This is a genomic window from Vibrio sp. V30_P3S12P165 (genome assembly GCF_009904905.1).
Taxonomy (GTDB): domain Bacteria; phylum Pseudomonadota; class Gammaproteobacteria; order Enterobacterales; family Vibrionaceae; genus Vibrio; species Vibrio fujianensis.
In genome coordinates, this window is sequence record NZ_WXWH01000060.1 from 70,614 (window position 1) to 89,622 (window position 19,009).

The 19,009-nt window shown below is 47.0% G+C and carries 16 protein-coding genes; 11 read left to right on the forward strand and 5 right to left on the reverse strand.

Annotated features, from left to right (window positions below):
• Positions 1-50: 50 nt before the first annotated feature.
• Complete coding sequence (gene pdxY, locus CAG57_RS12380) at positions 51-923, reverse strand: pyridoxal kinase PdxY (RefSeq protein ID WP_099610257.1); 873 nt, start codon at positions 921-923, stop codon at positions 51-53.
• 185 nt (positions 924-1,108) lie between these two features.
• Between pdxY and CAG57_RS12385 the strand changes: the two genes are divergently transcribed.
• Genes CAG57_RS12385 through CAG57_RS12390 form a run of 3 tightly spaced genes read left to right on the forward strand, consistent with a single transcriptional unit; the run spans position 1,109 to position 3,729 of the window.
• Positions 1,109-2,875: a protein-disulfide reductase DsbD gene (locus tag CAG57_RS12385; protein WP_161427018.1), complete on the forward strand. Its 1,767-nt coding sequence runs from the start codon at positions 1,109-1,111 to the stop codon at positions 2,873-2,875.
• Between the two features lie 52 nt (positions 2,876-2,927).
• Positions 2,928-3,095: a hypothetical protein gene (locus CAG57_RS16070; RefSeq protein WP_202597793.1), complete on the forward strand. Its 168-nt coding sequence runs from the start codon at positions 2,928-2,930 to the stop codon at positions 3,093-3,095.
• A gap of 4 nt (positions 3,096-3,099) precedes the next feature.
• Positions 3,100-3,729: a response regulator transcription factor gene (locus CAG57_RS12390; RefSeq protein WP_161427017.1), complete on the forward strand. Its 630-nt coding sequence runs from the start codon at positions 3,100-3,102 to the stop codon at positions 3,727-3,729.
• On the opposite strand, the gene CAG57_RS12395 is transcribed toward CAG57_RS12390, so the two are convergent.
• Positions 3,730-5,481 (reverse strand): potassium/proton antiporter, encoded by a 1,752-nt coding sequence (locus CAG57_RS12395; RefSeq protein ID WP_161427016.1) that lies wholly within the window; start codon positions 5,479-5,481, stop codon positions 3,730-3,732.
• A gap of 389 nt (positions 5,482-5,870) precedes the next feature.
• On the opposite strand from CAG57_RS12395, the gene CAG57_RS12400 reads away from it, so the two are divergent.
• Together CAG57_RS12400 and CAG57_RS12405 are read left to right on the forward strand one after the other, a co-directional pair.
• Positions 5,871-6,137: a DUF4212 domain-containing protein gene (locus tag CAG57_RS12400; protein WP_099610254.1), complete on the forward strand. Its 267-nt coding sequence runs from the start codon at positions 5,871-5,873 to the stop codon at positions 6,135-6,137.
• A gap of 12 nt (positions 6,138-6,149) precedes the next feature.
• Positions 6,150-7,853, forward strand: coding sequence for a sodium:solute symporter family protein (locus tag CAG57_RS12405; RefSeq protein ID WP_161427570.1), 1,704 nt, complete (start codon positions 6,150-6,152; stop codon positions 7,851-7,853).
• 72 nt (positions 7,854-7,925) lie between these two features.
• Here CAG57_RS12405 and CAG57_RS12410 read toward each other — a convergent pair whose 3' ends face one another.
• Positions 7,926-8,600, reverse strand: coding sequence for a 7-cyano-7-deazaguanine/7-aminomethyl-7-deazaguanine transporter (locus tag CAG57_RS12410; RefSeq protein ID WP_099610253.1), 675 nt, complete (start codon positions 8,598-8,600; stop codon positions 7,926-7,928).
• 357 nt (positions 8,601-8,957) lie between these two features.
• Here CAG57_RS12410 and gmk point away from each other — a divergent pair, with 357 nt between their 5' ends.
• The 6 genes from gmk (at position 8,958) to CAG57_RS12440 (ending at position 16,688) form a co-directional block, all read left to right on the forward strand.
• On the forward strand, positions 8,958-9,581 hold the full coding sequence (gmk, locus tag CAG57_RS12415) for a guanylate kinase (protein WP_099610252.1): 624 nt from the start codon (positions 8,958-8,960) through the stop codon (positions 9,579-9,581).
• Between the two features lie 102 nt (positions 9,582-9,683).
• Entirely contained in the window at positions 9,684-9,956 is a 273-nt protein-coding gene (gene rpoZ, locus CAG57_RS12420) for a DNA-directed RNA polymerase subunit omega (protein ID WP_099610251.1), read from the forward strand.
• Between the two features lie 38 nt (positions 9,957-9,994).
• A complete protein-coding gene (gene spoT / locus CAG57_RS12425; RefSeq protein WP_161427571.1) occupies positions 9,995-12,115 on the forward strand; it encodes a bifunctional GTP diphosphokinase/guanosine-3',5'-bis pyrophosphate 3'-pyrophosphohydrolase in 2,121 nt (706 codons plus the stop codon).
• Positions 12,116-12,228: 113 nt separating this feature from the next.
• A complete protein-coding gene (trmH, locus tag CAG57_RS12430) occupies positions 12,229-12,915 on the forward strand; it encodes a tRNA (guanosine(18)-2'-O)-methyltransferase TrmH (protein WP_099610249.1) in 687 nt (228 codons plus the stop codon).
• 70 nt (positions 12,916-12,985) lie between these two features.
• Positions 12,986-15,064 (forward strand): ATP-dependent DNA helicase RecG, encoded by a 2,079-nt coding sequence (gene recG, locus CAG57_RS12435; RefSeq protein WP_161427572.1) that lies wholly within the window; start codon positions 12,986-12,988, stop codon positions 15,062-15,064.
• A 223-nt stretch (positions 15,065-15,287) separates the two neighbouring features.
• Positions 15,288-16,688, forward strand: a complete 1,401-nt coding sequence (locus CAG57_RS12440; protein WP_161427573.1) for a uracil-xanthine permease family protein — start codon at positions 15,288-15,290, stop codon at positions 16,686-16,688.
• A 156-nt stretch (positions 16,689-16,844) separates the two neighbouring features.
• On the opposite strand, the gene envZ is transcribed toward CAG57_RS12440, so the two are convergent.
• Together envZ and ompR are read right to left on the reverse strand one after the other, a co-directional pair.
• The gene (gene envZ / locus CAG57_RS12445) at positions 16,845-18,152 is read right to left on the reverse strand and encodes a two-component system sensor histidine kinase EnvZ (RefSeq protein ID WP_099610247.1); all 1,308 of its coding nucleotides are present in this window, start codon (positions 18,150-18,152) and stop codon (positions 16,845-16,847) included.
• A gap of 97 nt (positions 18,153-18,249) precedes the next feature.
• Positions 18,250-18,972, reverse strand: a complete 723-nt coding sequence (gene ompR, locus CAG57_RS12450; RefSeq protein WP_099610246.1) for an osmolarity response regulator transcription factor OmpR — start codon at positions 18,970-18,972, stop codon at positions 18,250-18,252.
• Positions 18,973-19,009: the final 37 nt, after the last annotated feature.

Below are 19,009 nucleotides of genomic sequence, written 5' to 3' on the forward strand. Positions count from 1 at the left end.
GAGGGTAACCCTCGCGGCTTTTTAATGTCTGACAGAAATGGATTAAACCATTAAGCCGCGTTAGCTTGTGTGATCACTTGCAACGGTAAATGCAAACTGGGTTGAACAAATTCTTGCTGCGCGGCAATGGTTTGCAACTCCCATTCTTTCGCTTGATAGGTGGCCGCCAAAACGCCGTAGCAAGCATCATGGCAGTGCTGAAATGCTTGTTTTGCTCCCCAGCCTTTAACTAAACCAGCGGTGAACAGCGCGGAGATTAAATCCCCAACCCCAACGGGCGCTCGGTCAAATTCAAATTGAGGCCGTTGGGCTAAATAGACCCCGTCTTGAGTCGCTAACAACATATGGAACTCGGTGTCAGATAAACAGTATAAATGCTTCACCAATACCATTTTCGGCCCTTTACTGAGGGCTTTTTGGCAAGCCAGTAGCGCATCATCTAATGTTTGAATCTCCATCTCAGCAAACTGGCTTAATTCAAATTGATTCGGCACGATAACATCAGCCAACGGCATCAAACGAGTTAACAGATAGTCACTGATACCCGGAGCCACAATGCAGCCTTTGTCTGGAGCAGACATCACCGGGTCGCAGATGTATAGCGCTTCGGCATTGGCTTGCTTCACCTTGTTGACCGTTTCTTCAACCGCCAAACACTGTTCCGCACTGCCTTGATAACCCGTCAGAACAGCTTGGCATTTTTCTAACGCTCCAATGTTGGCTAACCCGCGTACCAGCTCTCGAATATCCTCTGCGGCAAAAGCTCGTCCAGTCCAACCTTGAGGGTATTGAGTATGGTTAGAAAATTGGACCGTATGAATGGGCCACACTTCAAATCCCATCCGTTGCATAGGAAAAACAGCACTGCTGTTACCCGCATGGCCAAAAGAGACGTGTGACTGGATAGTAAGGATACCTTGCATCGTTCCTAACCTTTTGTTATCAAGTTCAAAGACAGCGACTGCGTCAATCGCAAAGCAAATAGTGTATCTGACAATCTTGTATTGTCTAAATTATTTGTAAGAAAATATTAAGATAATTCACTTACTGTATCTTCAACAAGAGCTCGTATATAGTAGCGTTTTCGATTAACTCATATGTTGTGATAATGCGCCTGTTTCTTGCTCTCTTATTACTCTTAACGTCCGTCACTAGTTCGCCGCTATTCGCTGCATTTGAGACGAAAAGTGGCTTCGATTTTAACCCGCAAAACCGGTTTGTTTCCGTTGATAGCGCCTTTCCATTCGCCTTTTTCCAGCAAAATGATCAATTATTTCTCGATTGGCAAGTCAAGGAAGGTTATTACCTCTACCAAGATAAATTGTCTATTCACGTCGAGAAAGCACAACTCGGCGAATACACGTTACCTGACGGCTTACCTTATCAAGATGAATTTTTTGGCAAGGTGACTATTTATGATGCGCCACTCTCGCTGGTGTTACCCTTAAATAGCTATCAACCCGGTGCGCAATTAATTGTCGAATATCAAGGCTGTGCCAAGGCAGGATTCTGCTATCCCCCAGAAACACGTATCATTCAGATCGCGCCTTTCAAGGCTAAACCGACCACCCTCAACCAGGACAATAATCCGTCCTTAACGCCGAGCGCCGTATCGACGACATCCGCAAGCTCACTGACTGAACAACTGGCCCAAAGCCGCTGGACACCGCTGCTCTTTTTACTACTCGGAATTGGGCTTGCATTTACCCCTTGTGTTTTACCTATGTACCCCATCCTCACCAGTATTGTACTCGGTGGAGGCTCGCTGTCTCATCGCCGCGCCTTGTTATTAAGCTTTATTTATGTGCAAGGGATGGCCGTTACATACACTTTGCTTGGTTTAGTCGTCGCATCGGCTGGCTTACAATTTCAGGCGGCACTGCAACACCCTTATGTCTTAATCGGGTTAAGCCTGCTGTTTATTAGCCTCGCCCTCTCGATGTTTGGCTTATACAGCTTACAACTTCCCAGTTCACTACAAACCAAACTTAACCAATTGAGCCAACAGCAACAAGGCGGCCGACTCGGGGGTGTCTTTATCATGGGCATCATTTCTGGTTTAGTCTGTTCACCTTGTACCACAGCGCCGCTGTCAGGGGCTTTGCTATACGTTGCCCAAAGTGGCGATCTGCTGACCGGAGCGCTTGCTCTTTATGCCTTAGCGCTAGGCATGGGAATTCCGTTGATACTCGTGGCCGTATTTGGTAATAAATTGCTGCCTAAAGCAGGAGAATGGATGAACCGAGTCAAAGTCTTATTTGGCTTCGTATTACTTGCTGCACCGATTTTCTTACTCGAACGGATCTTACCCTCTTTTTGGTCAACCATACTGTGGTCGTTCCTCGGCTTAACGGCGTTTGGCTGGTTGTATCACATCAAAAATAGCCTGCCTTTTGCCGGATGGAAACAGAGTTTACTTGGGATTATTGCCATTCTAGGCTTATTAGCATCTGCTCAGCCGCTACTTAACCACTGGTTCAATCCGGCCGGCTATCAAGTTAAGCAAACCGCCCCCATGTTTCAACGCATTGATAACGTTGCAGAGCTAGAAGCGCAACTGGCATTAGCCAAAACCGCAGGGAAGCCGGTCATGTTAGATTTTTATGCCGACTGGTGCGTGGCGTGTAAAGAGTTTGAAAAATACACCTTCCACCGTCCATCGGTTGAAAGCAAGCTGCAACCGTTTATCTTACTGCAAGCCGATGTCACAAAGAACCAACCGCAAGACATTGAGTTATTGAAATACCTTGAAGTGTTAGGCTTACCCACCATTGTTTTCTGGGATGATCAAGGACAACGGCTTCCTCAAGCACAAATCAGCGGATTTATGCCTGAAGAACCTTTTCTCGCTCATCTGGATAAGTTCAACCTATAACCATCTTCAGCGCTACACCGAGCCATCACTCGTTTGGCGCTATGGTTTATCCGTGAATGGTTTATCCGTGAATGGTTTAGCCGTGAATGGTTTGGCTATGAATAATTTGGCCGTGAATCAGCAAAAAGAGGGATACAGTTCAGAGTTTTTATGTCTCGCGATTGTCCCTCAAGTCAAACAAGGTAATAATTTCGATAACCAAATAGTCAAAAGTAATTAACATCATGGACTCAAGCTACACCATCATTATTGCAGATGACCATCCGCTATTTCGTAATGCGCTCTTCCAATCCGTACATATGGCTGTCAGCGGAGCCAACCTTCTGGAAGCCGACTCACTAACGGCTCTCCTGAGTCTATTAGACAAACAAGCAGACCCTGATTTACTGTTGCTGGATTTAAAAATGCCCGGAGCCAATGGGATGTCAGGATTAATTCAATTGCGATCCGAATACCCGGAGCTACCGATTGTGGTCGTGTCTGCCAATGAAGAACCGACCATAGTGTCACAAGTAAAAACCCACGGTGCTTTCGGCTTTATCCCTAAGTCGAGTGATATGCGAACTTTGATCAATGCGCTTAATCAAGTCCTCAATGGTGATCCCTATTTTCCAGAAGGGTTGATTACCAATCACGCCGCTTGTGACGATTTGACCGAAAAGCTTGCCGCATTAACGCCACAACAATACAAAGTGTTAGGCATGTTATCTGATGGGCTGCTCAATAAGCAGATCGCCTATGAACTGAATGTTTCTGAGGCAACCATTAAGGCGCATATGACGGCCATTTTCCGCAAACTTGGCGTGAAGAATCGGACACAGGCCGTTATTTTATTAAAGCAGGTGCATGAATAATTAATGGTCTAAGCTTCCTTCAGCCACTTCAGAAGATAAAGGCAACCGCAAACCCACCTTGGTAACCTGCCAATCCACCACATCCGCCACGATCCAGTGTAAGCCATACCACTCAAACTGGTCGCCTAAGACGGGAGTGGTACCCAAATGCTCAGTCAACAATTCTCGCAGCGTCATTTGATGATCGAGCTGACCAAGATCCAACCCATACAGCAGCGCAACATCGACCAACTTAGCGTCAATATCTAAGAAAAAATCCCCAAAGAAACGTGATAAAGAGGCTTTTTCCGGTGCTTCGCTAAATAGTTGGCTCAATGCTTGAAGATCTTTTTCTTGCCCTAACACACACAGAATGTCGCCTTCTTGCAACTGAGTACTGCCGGAAGGGTGTAACAGTTGCTGTTGACGAAATACTGCAGCGATCCGAGTTCCTTCCGGCATAAATAAGTTACGCAGCGGTTCACCGATGCACCATTTATCTTGCTTTAGCGTGTAAACAAAAAGCTCCCATTCACTCGTAGGAAAAGCCTCGACACCGGTCCGATAAATCGGTTCTGGTTTCGGAGGCAACTCAACTTTCGCCAAACTCATCGCCTTAGTCAATGTACCGCCCTGCACAACCAAGGAGACCATGACCACGAAAAACGCTAAATTGAAGTAGAGTTGCGCCTCTGGTAATCCAGCCATCATTGGAAAAACCGCTAAAATAATAGGCACCGCCCCTCTTAAACCAACCCAAGAGACAAACCATTTTTCACGCGCAGTAAAGCTCTTAAACGGCAACAATCCAATCCAAACCGAGAGCGGTCGAGCAAAGAAAATCATCCCGAACGCCAACGCCAACCCGGGCAACATAATAGCCATCAGATTAGACGGCGTCACCAATAAGCCTAACACCAAGAACATACCGATTTGAGCGAGCCAGGTCATGCCATCAAGCACATTGAGTATTGAATGACGACTACGCGTTGGGCGGTTACCAAGCAAGAGCCCCACCAAATAGATAGACAAAATTCCACTGCCCCCTAACGCATTAGAAAGGGCAAAAATAATCAGTCCACCGCTGACCGTCAGGATGGAATAAAGTCCTTCTGGTAATTGCGTTTTGTTAATCAGTTTCCAGAGCAACCACCCACCCACTAAACCGAGCACTGCGCCTATCCCAAATTGCTGCACAAAGCTTAACGCCAAAAACCCAGCGCTTAATTCCACTCCTTGATGACCAAGCACCGTAATCAGCGTCACGGTTAAAAATACCGCCATCGGATCGTTAGTGCCTGACTCAATTTCCAGCGTGGCACCTACTCGTTCATTTAAACTTCTCCCTTTCAGCAAAGAGAAAACGGCCGCCGCATCGGTCGAGCCAACGATCGCGCCAACCAACACACCTTGCAACAAGGTCAGATCAAATAGCCAAGTCGCCATCAACCCTGTTAACAAGGTCGTTGCTGCTACACCAAAGGTTGCCAACGAAACAGAAGGCCAAAATGCGACACGAAAGCTGCTGACACGTGTGCGCATTCCCCCATCAAGTAAAATAATGGCCAGAGCGAGATTACTCACCAAATAAGCAAGCGAGTAATTATCAAAAACAATCCCCCCAACGCCATCTTCTCCAGCAAGCATACCGACAACTAAGAACACTAACAGAATGGGGATTCCTAACTTAGAAGAGACAGGGCTTAGCAATACACTTAATGCAATCAGTAAGGCACCCACCAGAAAAAAGCCATTAATTGTTATTGCGTCCACTTATCCTCCCAATTGTATCCATCATACCCTAGCCCTACGCATCACTATGTTAATCTAATTTCACCCAGTATTGTGCACAAATTCATAACCTCTTAACGAAAACTTTACGTAAATAATGTCAGGCACACCCTTTCTCTTCTTCGCAAAACGTTGATACCACCACACCGCTCTGTTTAGTCAGCCATTCAGCTGGCTTATTATACTTTTGGCTACATTCATCAACCAACCTCAGCAAATAAAATCAAAAAATAAACATAACCAACTGAATATAAAAAAATAAAATAAAAAAAACGCCAGACTAAAGTTGCACAGATCCCTTACCGAAAGACTGCTAACCTACAGGTGTTAACAAAATTTTAACACCTATTACTATCGCAAAGGAGAAGGTTATGGCGTTCGAATCAACCAAACACGCACAAGCCTACTGGAAAGAAAACTTAACCATCATGGGCTCACTACTCGCCATCTGGTTTGCCGTCTCTTATGGGGCAGGCATTTTATTCGTCGAACCCCTAAATAACATTCAATTCGGCGGCTTTAAATTAGGATTTTGGTTTGCACAACAAGGTGCCATCTACACCTTTGTCGCCTTAATCTTTGTCTATGTCTGGCGTATGAACGCGCTTGATAAAAAATACCAAGTTCAGGAAGACTAAAAGGTGGATCATATGGATATTCAAACTTGGACCTTTATTTTGGTCGGCATCACCTTTGCCCTCTACATCGGGATTGCAGTCTGGGCTCGAGCGGGCTCAACCAGTGAATTTTATGTCGCTGGTGGCGGCGTCCATCCTGTGGCCAATGGCATGGCAACGGCTGCTGACTGGATGTCAGCGGCTTCTTTTATTTCAATGGCAGGCATCATCTCTTTTGTCGGTTACGATGGTACCGTTTACTTGCTCGGCTGGACAGGAGGGTATGTTTTACTCGCCCTATGCCTCGCGCCTTACCTGCGTAAATTTGGTAAATTTACCGTGCCCGATTTTATCGGCGATCGTTACTATTCTCGTACTGCGCGAATGGTTGCGGTATTTTGCGCCATTTTTGTCTCATTCACCTACGTTGCCGGACAAATGCGCGGTGTCGGGGTCGTCTTTGCCCGATTCCTAGAAGTGGATATTAACCTAGGGATTATCATCGGTATGGCGATTGTGTTCTTCTATGCCGTGATGGGTGGCATGAAAGGAATTACTTATACCCAAGTGGCTCAATACTGCGTCTTGATTTTTGCCTTTATGGTGCCTGCTATCTTCACCTCACTAATGATGACAGGTAGCCCTATTCCACAAGTTGGTTTTGGATCAACACTTTCGGGCAGTGATGAATACCTCCTCACTCGATTAGATGGTTTAACTCAGGAGTTAGGCTTCAATGCTTATACCGACGGAACCAAGAGTATGGTCGATGTGTTCTTTATTTGTGCCGCATTAATGGTCGGAACCGCCGGACTTCCTCACGTTATTATTCGCTTTTTTACCGTCCCTAAAGTTTCCGATGCACGCATTTCTGCCGGTTGGGCTCTACTATTTATCTCTTTTTTATACACCACGGCTCCCGCTGTCGCCGCCTTTGCGCGAGTAAATATGATAGACACCATCAATGGCCCAGACATGCAAGGGGTGACCGCAGCTGAAGCGCCAAGCTGGTATCAAAACTGGGAGAGTACAGGATTAGTCAAATGGGAAGATAAAAATGGCGATGGCAAAATGTTCTACTCAGGAGATGAGCGAAATGAAATGCAAATAAACCGAGATATCATTGTGCTTGCCTCACCAGAACTCGCACAACTCCCCAACTGGGTTGTTGCTCTGCTTGCTGCCGGTGGCCTAGCGGCGGCCCTTTCAACGGCGGCCGGATTATTACTTGTAATATCAACCGCCATTTCACATGATCTACTCAAAAAAGGCTTTAAACCCAACATGAGCGATAAACAAGAGCTTTTAGCCGCGCGGCTAGCGTCAACAGTAGCGATTATCGGTGCCGGTTATTTGGGGATTAACCCTCCGGGCTTTGTTGCTGAAGTCGTCGCTTTCGCCTTTGGATTAGCCGCCGCCTCCTTCTTCCCTGCCATTATCTTAGGTATTTTCTATAAAAAGATGAATAAAGAAGGGGCCATCAGTGGCATGATCGTTGGCGTCATTTTTACCGCTGCTTATATTATCTACTTTAAATTCATCAACCCAACCGCGAGTACGCCGGATAACTGGTGGTTCGGGATCAGCCCAGAAGGGATTGGGACGCTCGGTATGTGCCTCAACTTCGTTGTCGCCATGGTGGTCAATAAATTTACCGCACAAGTACCAGACGATGTACAGGAGATGGTCGAGTCGATTCGTTATCCTAAAGGGGCTGGTGAAGCTCATAACCACTAGCCAATAGAAACAAGCATGATCAAAGCCCAGCGTTTTCTGGGCTTTTTAATTATTTCTTCGTAATGCGATGATTTAGTTACTGGGCACTTGCTGCGATGATAATGCTGGGTTCACTAAGGTCAGTTTACCAATCAAGTAATTTAGCAGCACCCCATACATGGGTACAAATAAGCCTAAACTGATGATCAATTTAAAACTGTAATCCACGAGAGCAATCTCTGTCCAGTGCTGTGCCATGAAAGGGTCGGGGCTTTGATAGAATGCAATCGCAAAAAAAGCTACCGTATCCAACGCATTACCAAACAAAGTTGAGGCTGTCGGTGCCACCCACCACTGCTTCATTTGGCGTAACCGATTAAAGACATGCACATCCATAATCTGACCTAACAAATAAGCCATAAAGCTGGCCGCTGCGATACGAGCGACAAACAGGTTAAAATCACCCAAAGGGGCAAAGCCTTGAAACTGCCCCTCATAAAAAACCACAGACAGCAGGTAAGAGACCAGCAAGGCGGGCAACATCACCCAAAAAATAATTTTCCGAGCCAGTCCAGCACCAAAAATACGTACCGTTAAATCGGTCGCTAAAAAAATAAATGGAAAAGTAAACGCACCCCAAGTGGTATGAAAACCGAAAATCGTAAACGGGATTTGCACTAAATAATTGCTAGAAGCGATAATCACTAAATGGAATAGCACCAAGTAAGTTAACGCTTTGCGCTGTTGCGCAGGGGTAAAATGACTCATATTGAACCTTTTTCGTTTGGTTTGGGGGTGAGGGAACCCAAATCGCAGCCGAAGCTGTCATATCGTTATTACACAGGAAAGCAGTCGCATTTCCCATTAAGGGCGGCGATTATACCTTAACCACTCGCCCCTGCAAGCCCCTAATCTCAAGCAAACGTTTGACCTTTATTTTATCAATAGACAGGCATCAACTCAGCTTTTACTTGAGAAGATCCTTCCGATCATGCTAATCTTCGCCTCCATTTTTCTGACCAAAATAACCACTTTCTGTGTCAAAATAACTCGGTCAGTGCTAGCTTTAGCATAGTGAAAGCTTCGTTTTTCACTTGTCTCCCAACCAAAAGTGGAATCAAACAAATGGGTAACGGTACTCTTTACATTGTCTCAGCCCCAAGTGGCGCAGGAAAATCGAGCCTGATCGCGGCATTATTGGAACAAAATCCAACTTACGCGATGAAAGTGTCGATCTCGCACACCACTCGCGATATGCGCCCCGGTGAACAAGACGGTGTACACTACCACTTTGTCGAAAAAACCCATTTTGAAACCTTAATTGAAAAAGGCGAATTTCTTGAATATGCCGAGGTATTCGGTAACTATTATGGAACCTCTCGGGTATGGATTGAAGAAATGCTGAGCAAAGGCATTGATGTGTTCTTAGATATCGACTGGCAAGGCGCTCGTCAAATCCGCGAACAGATGCCACACGCAAGAAGTGTATTTATTCTTCCGCCTTCAAAAGAAGAGTTAGCGCGCAGGTTAAACACTCGCGGTCAAGATAGCGAAAGCGTTATCGCAAAACGTATGAGTGAAGCACGTTCAGAAATTTCTCACTACCGTGAATACGATTACGTCATCATCAATGACGATTTCGATGCCGCGTTAGTCGATTTTAAAGCCATCTTGCGCGCGGAAAGATTGAAGCAAGATAAACAAGCGGCTAAATATAGCAGCATGCTTTCCGCACTTTTAGCGGACTAATTCCGTAACAATAAATTGGTCACCGCCTGCCGCTAGTATCTATTAACGTTAGGCTGTATACTTTCTCGTCAATCATATTTTAGTTAACTATTTGGAGTTCTCATGGCACGCGTAACTGTTCAAGACGCTGTTGAAAAAGTTGGCAACCGTTTCGACTTAGTTCTGATTGCGGCTCGCCGCGCTCGTCAAATTCAAACTGGTGGTAAAGACGCTCTAGTGCCAGAAGAGAACGATAAAACCACGGTTATCGCTTTACGCGAAATCGAAGAAGGTCTTATCACGAAAGACGTACTGGATGCTCGTGAGCGCCAAGAGCAACAAGAGCAAGAAGCAGCAGAACTAGCCGCGGTTAGCAGCATCGTGCACAACCGCTGATTCTGTCTCAGGAATCACTCAACATTCGGGCCTGAAATTTGTATCTATTCGACAGCCTCAAAGATGTTGCCCAAGAATATCTCACAGAGCCTCAAATAGAGGCTCTGCGCCAATCTTATATCGTGGCAAGAGATGCGCATGAGGGGCAAACCCGTTCCAGCGGGGAACCTTATATTATTCATCCGGTTGCCGTCGCTCGAATTCTGGCAGAAATGCGCTTGGATCTAGAAACGCTCCAAGCAGCCCTACTCCACGATGTCATTGAAGATACGCCTGCAACCAAAGAAGAACTGGAAAACCAATTTGGTACCGCCGTTGCTGAACTGGTCGATGGAGTTTCCAAACTAGACAAACTTAAGTTCCGAGACCGTAAAGAAGCGCAAGCGGAAAATTTTCGTAAAATGGTGCTTGCTATGGTGCAAGACATCCGCGTGATTTTAATCAAACTCTCGGATCGTACACATAACATGCGTACTTTAGGTGCATTACGACCGGATAAAAAACGCCGTATTGCTCGTGAAACCTTAGAGATCTACGCCCCGCTTGCACACCGGCTCGGCATCCACAATATCAAAACAGAGCTAGAAGAACTCGGTTTTGAAGCCCTATATCCCAACCGCTATCGAGTACTAAAAGAAGTCGTAAAAGCGGCACGGGGCAACCGTAAAGAGATGATTCAACGCATCCACAGTGAAATTGAAGGTCGATTACATGACGTTCATTTGCCTGCACGAGTGGTTGGACGCGAAAAAAATCTTTATTCCATCTACAACAAGATGAAAACCAAAGAGCAACGCTTCCATACCATTATGGATATTTATGCCTTTCGAGTCATTGTCGATAGCGCCGATACCTGTTATCGCGTATTGGGCCAAGTGCATAGCCTGTATAAACCACGTCCGGGTCGTGTCAAAGATTACATTGCGGTACCGAAAGCCAATGGTTATCAGTCTCTGCATACCTCGATGGTTGGGCCACATGGCGTGCCTGTTGAGGTTCAGATTCGTACCGAAGATATGGATCAAATGGCCGACAAAGGGGTCGCGGCCCATTGGTCGTATAAAACCAATGGAGAGCGCGGTGGCACGACCGCCCAAGTTAAAGCGCAGCGTTGGATGCAAAGCTTGCTCGAGTTACAACAAAGTGCGGGCAACTCGTTTGAGTTTATTGAAAATGTTAAATCTGATCTCTTCCCTGATGAGATTTACGTTTTCACCCCGAAAGGACGGATTGTCGAACTACCGGCGGGAGCCACCGCAGTCGATTTTGCCTATGCTGTGCATACCGATGTCGGCAACACCTGCGTTGGCGCGCGAGTTGATCGTACGCCTTATCCTCTAAGTAAAGCGCTAAAAAATGGCCAAACCGTTGAAATCATCAGCGCGCCAGGCGCAAGGCCGAATGCCGCTTGGCTCAACTATGTAGTCACCTCAAGGGCCAGAACCAAAATTCGCCAAGTATTAAAAACCATGCGCAGAGAAGAGTCGATCACCTTAGGTCGTCGCTTACTCAATCATGCACTCGGCGATTTCTCACTCAGCGATATCAGCCAAGACAACATCAAGCATGTTTTGACTGGGCTTAAACTGGCAACAGAGGACGATCTACTCGCTGCCATCGGCCTCGGTGAACTGATGAGCATTGTCATTGCCCGCCGTTTATTAGGTGACGCTGATGAATTGACAGAGAGCATCAATAAAGATGGTACGCCGAAGAAAAAACTCCCGATTCGTGGCGCAGAAGGCATTTTATTAACCTTCGCCAACTGTTGTCATCCGATTCCTGATGATTCGATTATTGCTCATGTCTCTCCGGGACGCGGCCTCGTGGTACATAGAGAAACCTGCCCTAACGTGCGCGGTTATCAAAAAGAACCCGATAAGTATATGGCCGTCGAATGGACAAAAGATTACGATCAAGAGTTCATTACCGAATTACGGGTAGATATGCACAACCGGCAAGGTGCCTTGGCTGATCTCACCAATGTGATCTCCAATACAGGTTCCAATATTCACGGGCTTTCAACCGAAGAGCGTGATGGTCGGCTGTATACGGTGATGGTATTACTCACCACCAAAGATCGTGTCCATTTAGCCAATATCATGCGTAAAATCCGCGTTATGCCTAATACGCTTAAAGTTCGGCGCAGACGGTACTAAGCGCCCCCGACGAATTGAGCCCTTGCATCACAACAAGGGCTTTTTATTGATCAAGATGTCACGGCTGCTGATCACACTTGCGCAGCGTAGACACAAAAACTGATACCCATGTTATGAATTTAGAACGCTACTTACGTATTCAAGAGGTGCTCAAAGCACGCCAGCCAGACTTAACCGTTTGCTTGGAGGAGGTACATAAACCGAATAATGTTTCTGCTGTCATTCGGACTGCAGATGCGGTAGGACTGCACCAAATCCATGCCGTCTGGCCGAGTGAACCCATGCGAACGCTGAGCCACACTTCTGCTGGTGCTCGTAACTGGGTAGAGGTCGAAACTCACGATAGTACCCAAGAGGCCATCACCCATCTGAAAGCGCAAGGTATGCAAATACTGGTGACCAACTTATCTGAGCATGCGGTGGATTTTCGGGCCATTGATTATACCCAACCAACCGCCATCGTCGTTGGCAGTGAAAAAACGGGTATTTCTCACCACGCCTTAGCGTTAGCTGATCAAGATATTGTCATCCCCATGGTTGGGATGGTGCAATCGCTTAATGTCTCGGTCGCCTGCGCGCTGATTCTCTACGAGGCTCAACGGCAACGGCAACAAGCGGGCATGTATCAACGAGAACAAAGTCCGCTATCCGAGCAGACCATTCAACGCATTTTGTTTGAACGAGGCCATCCGGTCTTAGCCAAGGTCGCTAAACGCAAAGGGCTGCCTTACCCATCATTAAATGAAAAAGGCGAGATTATCGCCGACCCAAATTGGTGGAACGCGATGCAACGCGGATAATTTCCCTGTACAAATACACAGCTCAATGGTTGAATAAAGCCCATTGAGCCTAACTCAGTGGGTTGATCCTATGTCGCAACTTCTTTCAGCTATCCCGTTAACGTCACTCTCTGGTGTCGGCGCTAAAGTCGCTGAAAAATTGGCTAAAGTTGGCTTACACAGCGTACAAGATCTACTTTTCCATTTACCGCTGCGCTACGAAGACCGTACTCGAATTTATCCCATCATCAAACTCCACCCTGGGTTATGGGCAGCAGTACAAGGTAAGGTCATGGCGGTGGACACCCATTTTGGTCGTAAAAAAATGCTCACGGTCAAAATCAGTGATGGCAATGGCACCCTCACCTTACGCTTCTTCAACTTTACTGCGGCGATGAAAAATAATTTTGCCGAGGGAAAACCCATCTACGCTTACGGTGAAATCAAGCGTGGTCATCAGGGGTTAGAAATCATCCATCCTGACTACCAGTTTTTTACCGCCACGCAAGAGAGCGTCACCGAAACCCACTTAACCCCCGTGTATCCCACCACTGAAGGGTTACGGCAAACCACCTTGCGTAACCTCACTGAGCAAGCGTTAAGTTTACTCGATAAAGCGGCGGTGGATGATCTATTACCCAGTGGGTTATATCCTAATCAACTGACTCTCGCTCAAGCACTGCACACCATTCATCGTCCTCCGGCAGGCCTCGACCTCACCCTCTTTGATCAAGGGCGTCATCCCGCTCAACTTCGCTTGATCATGGAAGAATTATTGGCCCAAAACTTATCCATGCTAGCGGTGCGCAGTCAAGGCCAGCAAGATACGGCCCTTCCGTTGCCAGAATGCCAGCAATTAAAACATCAATTGTTAGCTCAATTGCCTTTTAGCCCAACCCAAGCCCAAGCTCGCGTGGTGCGTGAAATCGAAGCCGACCTTGCTAAACCGCACCCAATGATGCGTTTAGTTCAAGGTGATGTGGGTTCAGGAAAAACCCTTGTTGCCGCCCTAGCCGCAGTTCGAGCTATCGAACACGGTTATCAAGTCGCACTGATGGCTCCGACCGAACTGCTGGCAGAACAGCACGCGATTAATTTTAGCCAATGGCTTGAACCGATGGGTATTGCTGTCGGCTGGTTAGCGGGTAAATTGAAAGGTAAAGCCAAACAAACTGAACTTGCCCGCATTGCCAGTGGTGAGGCGCAAATGGTGGTGGGCACACATGCGCTCTTTCAAGAGCAAGTGGCGTTTCATCAACTCGCGTTAGTGATTATTGATGAGCAACACCGCTTTGGTGTCCATCAACGTCTTGAGCTGCGTGAGAAAGGCGCTAAACAAGGAGCGTATCCACATCAGTTAATTATGACCGCCACACCCATTCCTCGCACCTTAGCCATGACTGCTTACGCCGATTTAGAAACCTCAGTGATTGACGAACTGCCTCCCGGTCGAACACCGATTCAGACCGTGGCGATTCCAGACACCAAACGCGCAGACATCATTGAACGGGTTCGACACGCTTGCCTTAACGAACATAAACAAGCGTATTGGGTTTGTACTTTAATTGATGAATCAGAAGTCTTGGAGGCACAAGCGGCTGCCGATACCGCACAAGAACTGCAGCAACAATTAGCCGAACTCAATATTGGTTTAGTTCATGGGCGAATGAAAGCAGCTGAAAAACAGCAAGTTATGCAAGCCTTCAAGGACAACCAACTGCATCTACTGGTCGCGACGACCGTTATCGAAGTTGGGGTCGATGTCCCAAATGCCAGTTTAATGATCATTGAAAACCCAGAGCGCTTAGGATTAGCACAACTGCACCAATTACGTGGCCGAGTCGGACGAGGCTCTGTCGCCAGCCATTGCGTCTTGCTTTACCACGCCCCACTCTCAAAAACCGCTCAAAAACGCCTTGGCGTATTACGCGAAAGCAATGATGGTTTTGTTATCGCGCAGCGCGATTTAGAGATTCGAGGCCCGGGCGAACTCTTGGGCACCAAGCAGACCGGCCTAGCCGATTTTAAAATTGCCGATTTAATTCGCGATCAATCGCTGATTCCTGAAGTACAACGCCTTGCGCGTCATATTCACGATCACTATCCCACCAATGCGAAAGCGATTATTGAGCGTTGGTTAGCAGAACGAGACGTTTACGCCAAAGCCTAATTGCGGTGGCGTACTTTTACCCACCATAACAGAGCAAGGGATCAACGCCCAAAAGCAATCGTTTGCTTTTTTGATAAAAACCTCTATAATCGCCGCCCAAAATAACCTGATGGTTATTAACACTCAGAGTTGAGCCTGATTAACAGCAATCACAGGTAAACACTCAACTCGACGGTGACTGCCCATTCAGCGCACTCAGCCAGACACGATTAGGAATAACACCATGAGTCAGCCACACGCTTCACGCCAATCGGACTTGATCTATCAATTAAATGATCGTCCACCTCTACCACAAACCCTATTTGCGGCACTGCAACACTTGCTTGCCATGTTTGTTGCGGTCATCACACCGTCCTTGATTATTTGTCAATCATTAGGGGTTCCTGCGGATCAAACCAACACCATCATTAGCATGTCGCTGTTTGCCTCTGGCTTATCATCCTTTATTCAGATTCGCACCTTCGGCCCGATTGGCTCCGGTTTGCTCTCTATTCAAGGCACCAGCTTTAACTTTTTAGGCCCAATTATTGGCGCAGGTTTAGCGTTAAAAGCTGGTGGTGCCGATATCTCCAGCATGATGGCGGCCATCTTTGGTACCATTTTAGTCGCCTCTTTTGCGGAAATTTTGCTCTCGCGCGTTTTGCAGTTTGCCCAACGTATCATCACCCCATTAGTGTCCGGTATTGTGGTAACCTTGATCGGCTTAACCTTGGTGCAAGTTGGCCTTGTCTCTATCGGCGGTGGTTATGCCGCATTAAGTGATGGCACGTTCGGCAGTTTAGATAAGCTAGCGTTAGCGGGCACCGTATTGGCCTTGATTGTGATCTTAAATCGCGCCCGAAACCCTTATGTCCGAGTCGCTTCGATTGTGATTGCCATGGTGGTGGGGTATATCATGGCTTACTTGATGGGCATGGTGGATACCAGCCAAAAGCCAGAAAGTAGCTTGATGGCGCTGCCGATCCCAATGCAGTACGGGCTCAGTTTTGATTGGTCGTTATTTATTCCTTTAGTTCTTATTTTCTTGATCACCGCGTTAGAGGCAATTGGAGACATTACCGCCACATCGGAAGTGTCTGGCGAGCCGGTCAAAGGCCCAATTTATATGAAACGGATTAAGGGCGGCGTCTTGGCCGATGGCCTGAACTCGGCCCTAGCGGCTGTCTTTAATAGTTTTCCTAATTCCACGTTTAGCCAAAACAATGGGGTAATTTTGCTCACCGGTGTCGCCAGCCGTTATGTCGGATACTTTATTGCCGCAATGTTGGTTTTACTGGGTTTATTTCCCGGAGTGGCAAGTTTTGTACAACTGATCCCAGAGCCGGTACTCGGGGGGGCCACCATTGTGATGTTCGGCACTATTGCCGCAGCCGGGGTACGAATTATTTCTCGCGTTGACCTCGACCGACGTGCGATTTTGATTATGGCTCTGTCGTTTTCAATGGGCTTAGGTATTGCACAAAAACCAGAAATTCTGCAATTTATGCCCGAGTTTATTAAGAGTATTTTCTCATCTGGCGTCGCCGCAGGTGGCATTACCGCCATTGTGCTTAACTTGCTGTTACCCGAGCATAACGCTCGCGCTAAAGCAACCAGAACCGAGCAAGCCCTAGAGCAAGAATAAAATGCCCGCAATGCTTATCGCGCTCGCGTCACCGAGGATAACTGTACTTTCTTCACATGATAGTCAATAAACTTGATGACGCTTAATATTTAAACCCAGTTAGAACATCTCGCACCTTCCCCCAAGCCGGTTGTTCTGGGCAACCGCTTCAATAATCTAACGAGATTGGGTTGGGAAACTGAGTTGAATTTTTAAGCCGCCTTCGGCACGGTTATTGAGCACCACCGCACCATGGTGCTGGCTTACAATCCGTTTTACAATCGCCAGCCCAAGTCCGGTGCCTTCACTTCCTCGAGCGGTATCGCCACGAATAAAGGGTTCAAACACTTTATTGACTTGGCTGGGCTCAATCCCTGGGCCATTGTCTTGCACACACACCCAAGCCATTTTTTTATCTGCGGTGATCCCAGTGCTCACTTGCACCCAGCCATTGCCATAGCGCAGGGCATTAACCACTAAATTACTGACCGCCCGCTTAATCGCAATCGGGTTGCCAAACACTGGCTCAATGTCTTGTGATAATTGCGCATCGATCTGCACTTCATATCCACCTTCAGAACACGCGACATCACTGGCAATGTCATTTAAATCGACCGATTGAAACGTCTGCTTATCGACCGGTTTTAAATAGTCCATAAACTGGCTGATGATTTCATTGCACTCTTCAGTATCGCTAATGATCCCTTCCGCTAAGTAGCTATCTTCTGGTGACATCATCTCGGTGGCTAAGCGAATACGTGTTAATGGCGTTCTTAAATCATGGCTGATCCCGGCCATCAGTAGTGCCCGATCCTCTTCTAATGCTTGAATGCCTTGAGACATTTGATTAAAAGCCCGAGTGACCGCACGGATTTCGCTGGCCCCTTTTTCGGCAATAGGTGGCGGAATTTCACCGCGTCCCACCGAGAGGGCGGCTTTTTCTAACAGGCTCAATGGGCGATTCTGTAAGCGAATGAATAACCAACCTCCGACTAGAATGAAAATCGCCACCACAATACTATTACGAAATAATGGGGCAAAATCCTCTTCTCTCAGCTCAGAAAGAGGAATCCGTAATATTTTGTCTGGTAGTGCTTCGATCTTCATCCATAAAATATAGCTTTCTTTGCCTACCCCCATACGAACTTGCGTGAATGAGCCCAGCTCTTTACTCATCTCTTCACTCATTAAGTCAATGCTGATCGCCCGCTGAAATTGCTCTCCTGCCGAGCTGTCAGCATGGAATAATTCAACGCCCAGTTTTTCCAGCACTCGTAAACGCATTGAGGTATCCAATTCATGGTCTAACTCGCTAAACGAGTCATCCAACATCAGGCTGATTTCATGGCTAAGAATTTTATTAAACTGCTGCAAACTGGGGATAATGGCGTAGTTGATTAATGCATAGTAGGAGTAGGCTTGGCTAGCAATCAACAAAGTAAAAAAGAGTAATAACGTTTGGGTAAAGGAGCTGCGAATGCGCATAAGGCACCTACAATCAATGGGGGAGAAAAGGAGTACCACGGCAGATGCCGCATCGGTCCGCTGGAGAAGCCAGTCACACCACTGGCTTTTCGTTCAATTAACTGGCTGATTTTCCATCAGGAACAAAGACATAGCCTAAGCCCCATACGGTTTGAATGTAACGCGGCTTACTGGGATCCACTTCTAGCATCCGTCTTAAACGTGAAATCTGCACATCAATTGAGCGCTCCATTGCAGAATATTCTCGCCCTCGTGCCATATTCATTAATTTGTCTCTCGACATCGGCTCACGAGCGTGGGTGACCAGCGCTTTGAGTACGGCGAATTCTCCTGAAGTTAACGGCATAGGCTCATCACCACGAAACATTTCTCGTGTGCCCAAATTGAGCCGAAATTCACCAAATTCGACAATGGTATCATCGGCACTCGGTGCGCCCGGTGCTTCAATGACTTGACGACGTAAAACTGCTTTAATACGTGCCAGTAACTCTCGCGGGTTAAAGGGTTTGGGTAGATAGTCATCGGCACCCACTTCAAGCCCAACGATGCGATCAATTTCATCCCCTTTTGCGGTAAGCATTAAAATGGGAATGGTGTTGTTGGCATTTCTCAAGCGGCGACAAATCGAGAGGCCATCTTCTCCCGGTAGCATCAGATCTAACACCATTAGATGAAAGGTTTCCCGCTTGAGTAAACGATCCATCTGCTCACTGTTTGCCACACTCCGGACTTGAAAGCTTTGTTCAGATAGGTAGCGCTCTAACAGTGCACGTAAGCGTGCATCATCATCAACCACTAAGATTTTATAATTTTCTTGCATGTTCACAGATCCCACGAAAAAGAGAGGCCACCCAAAC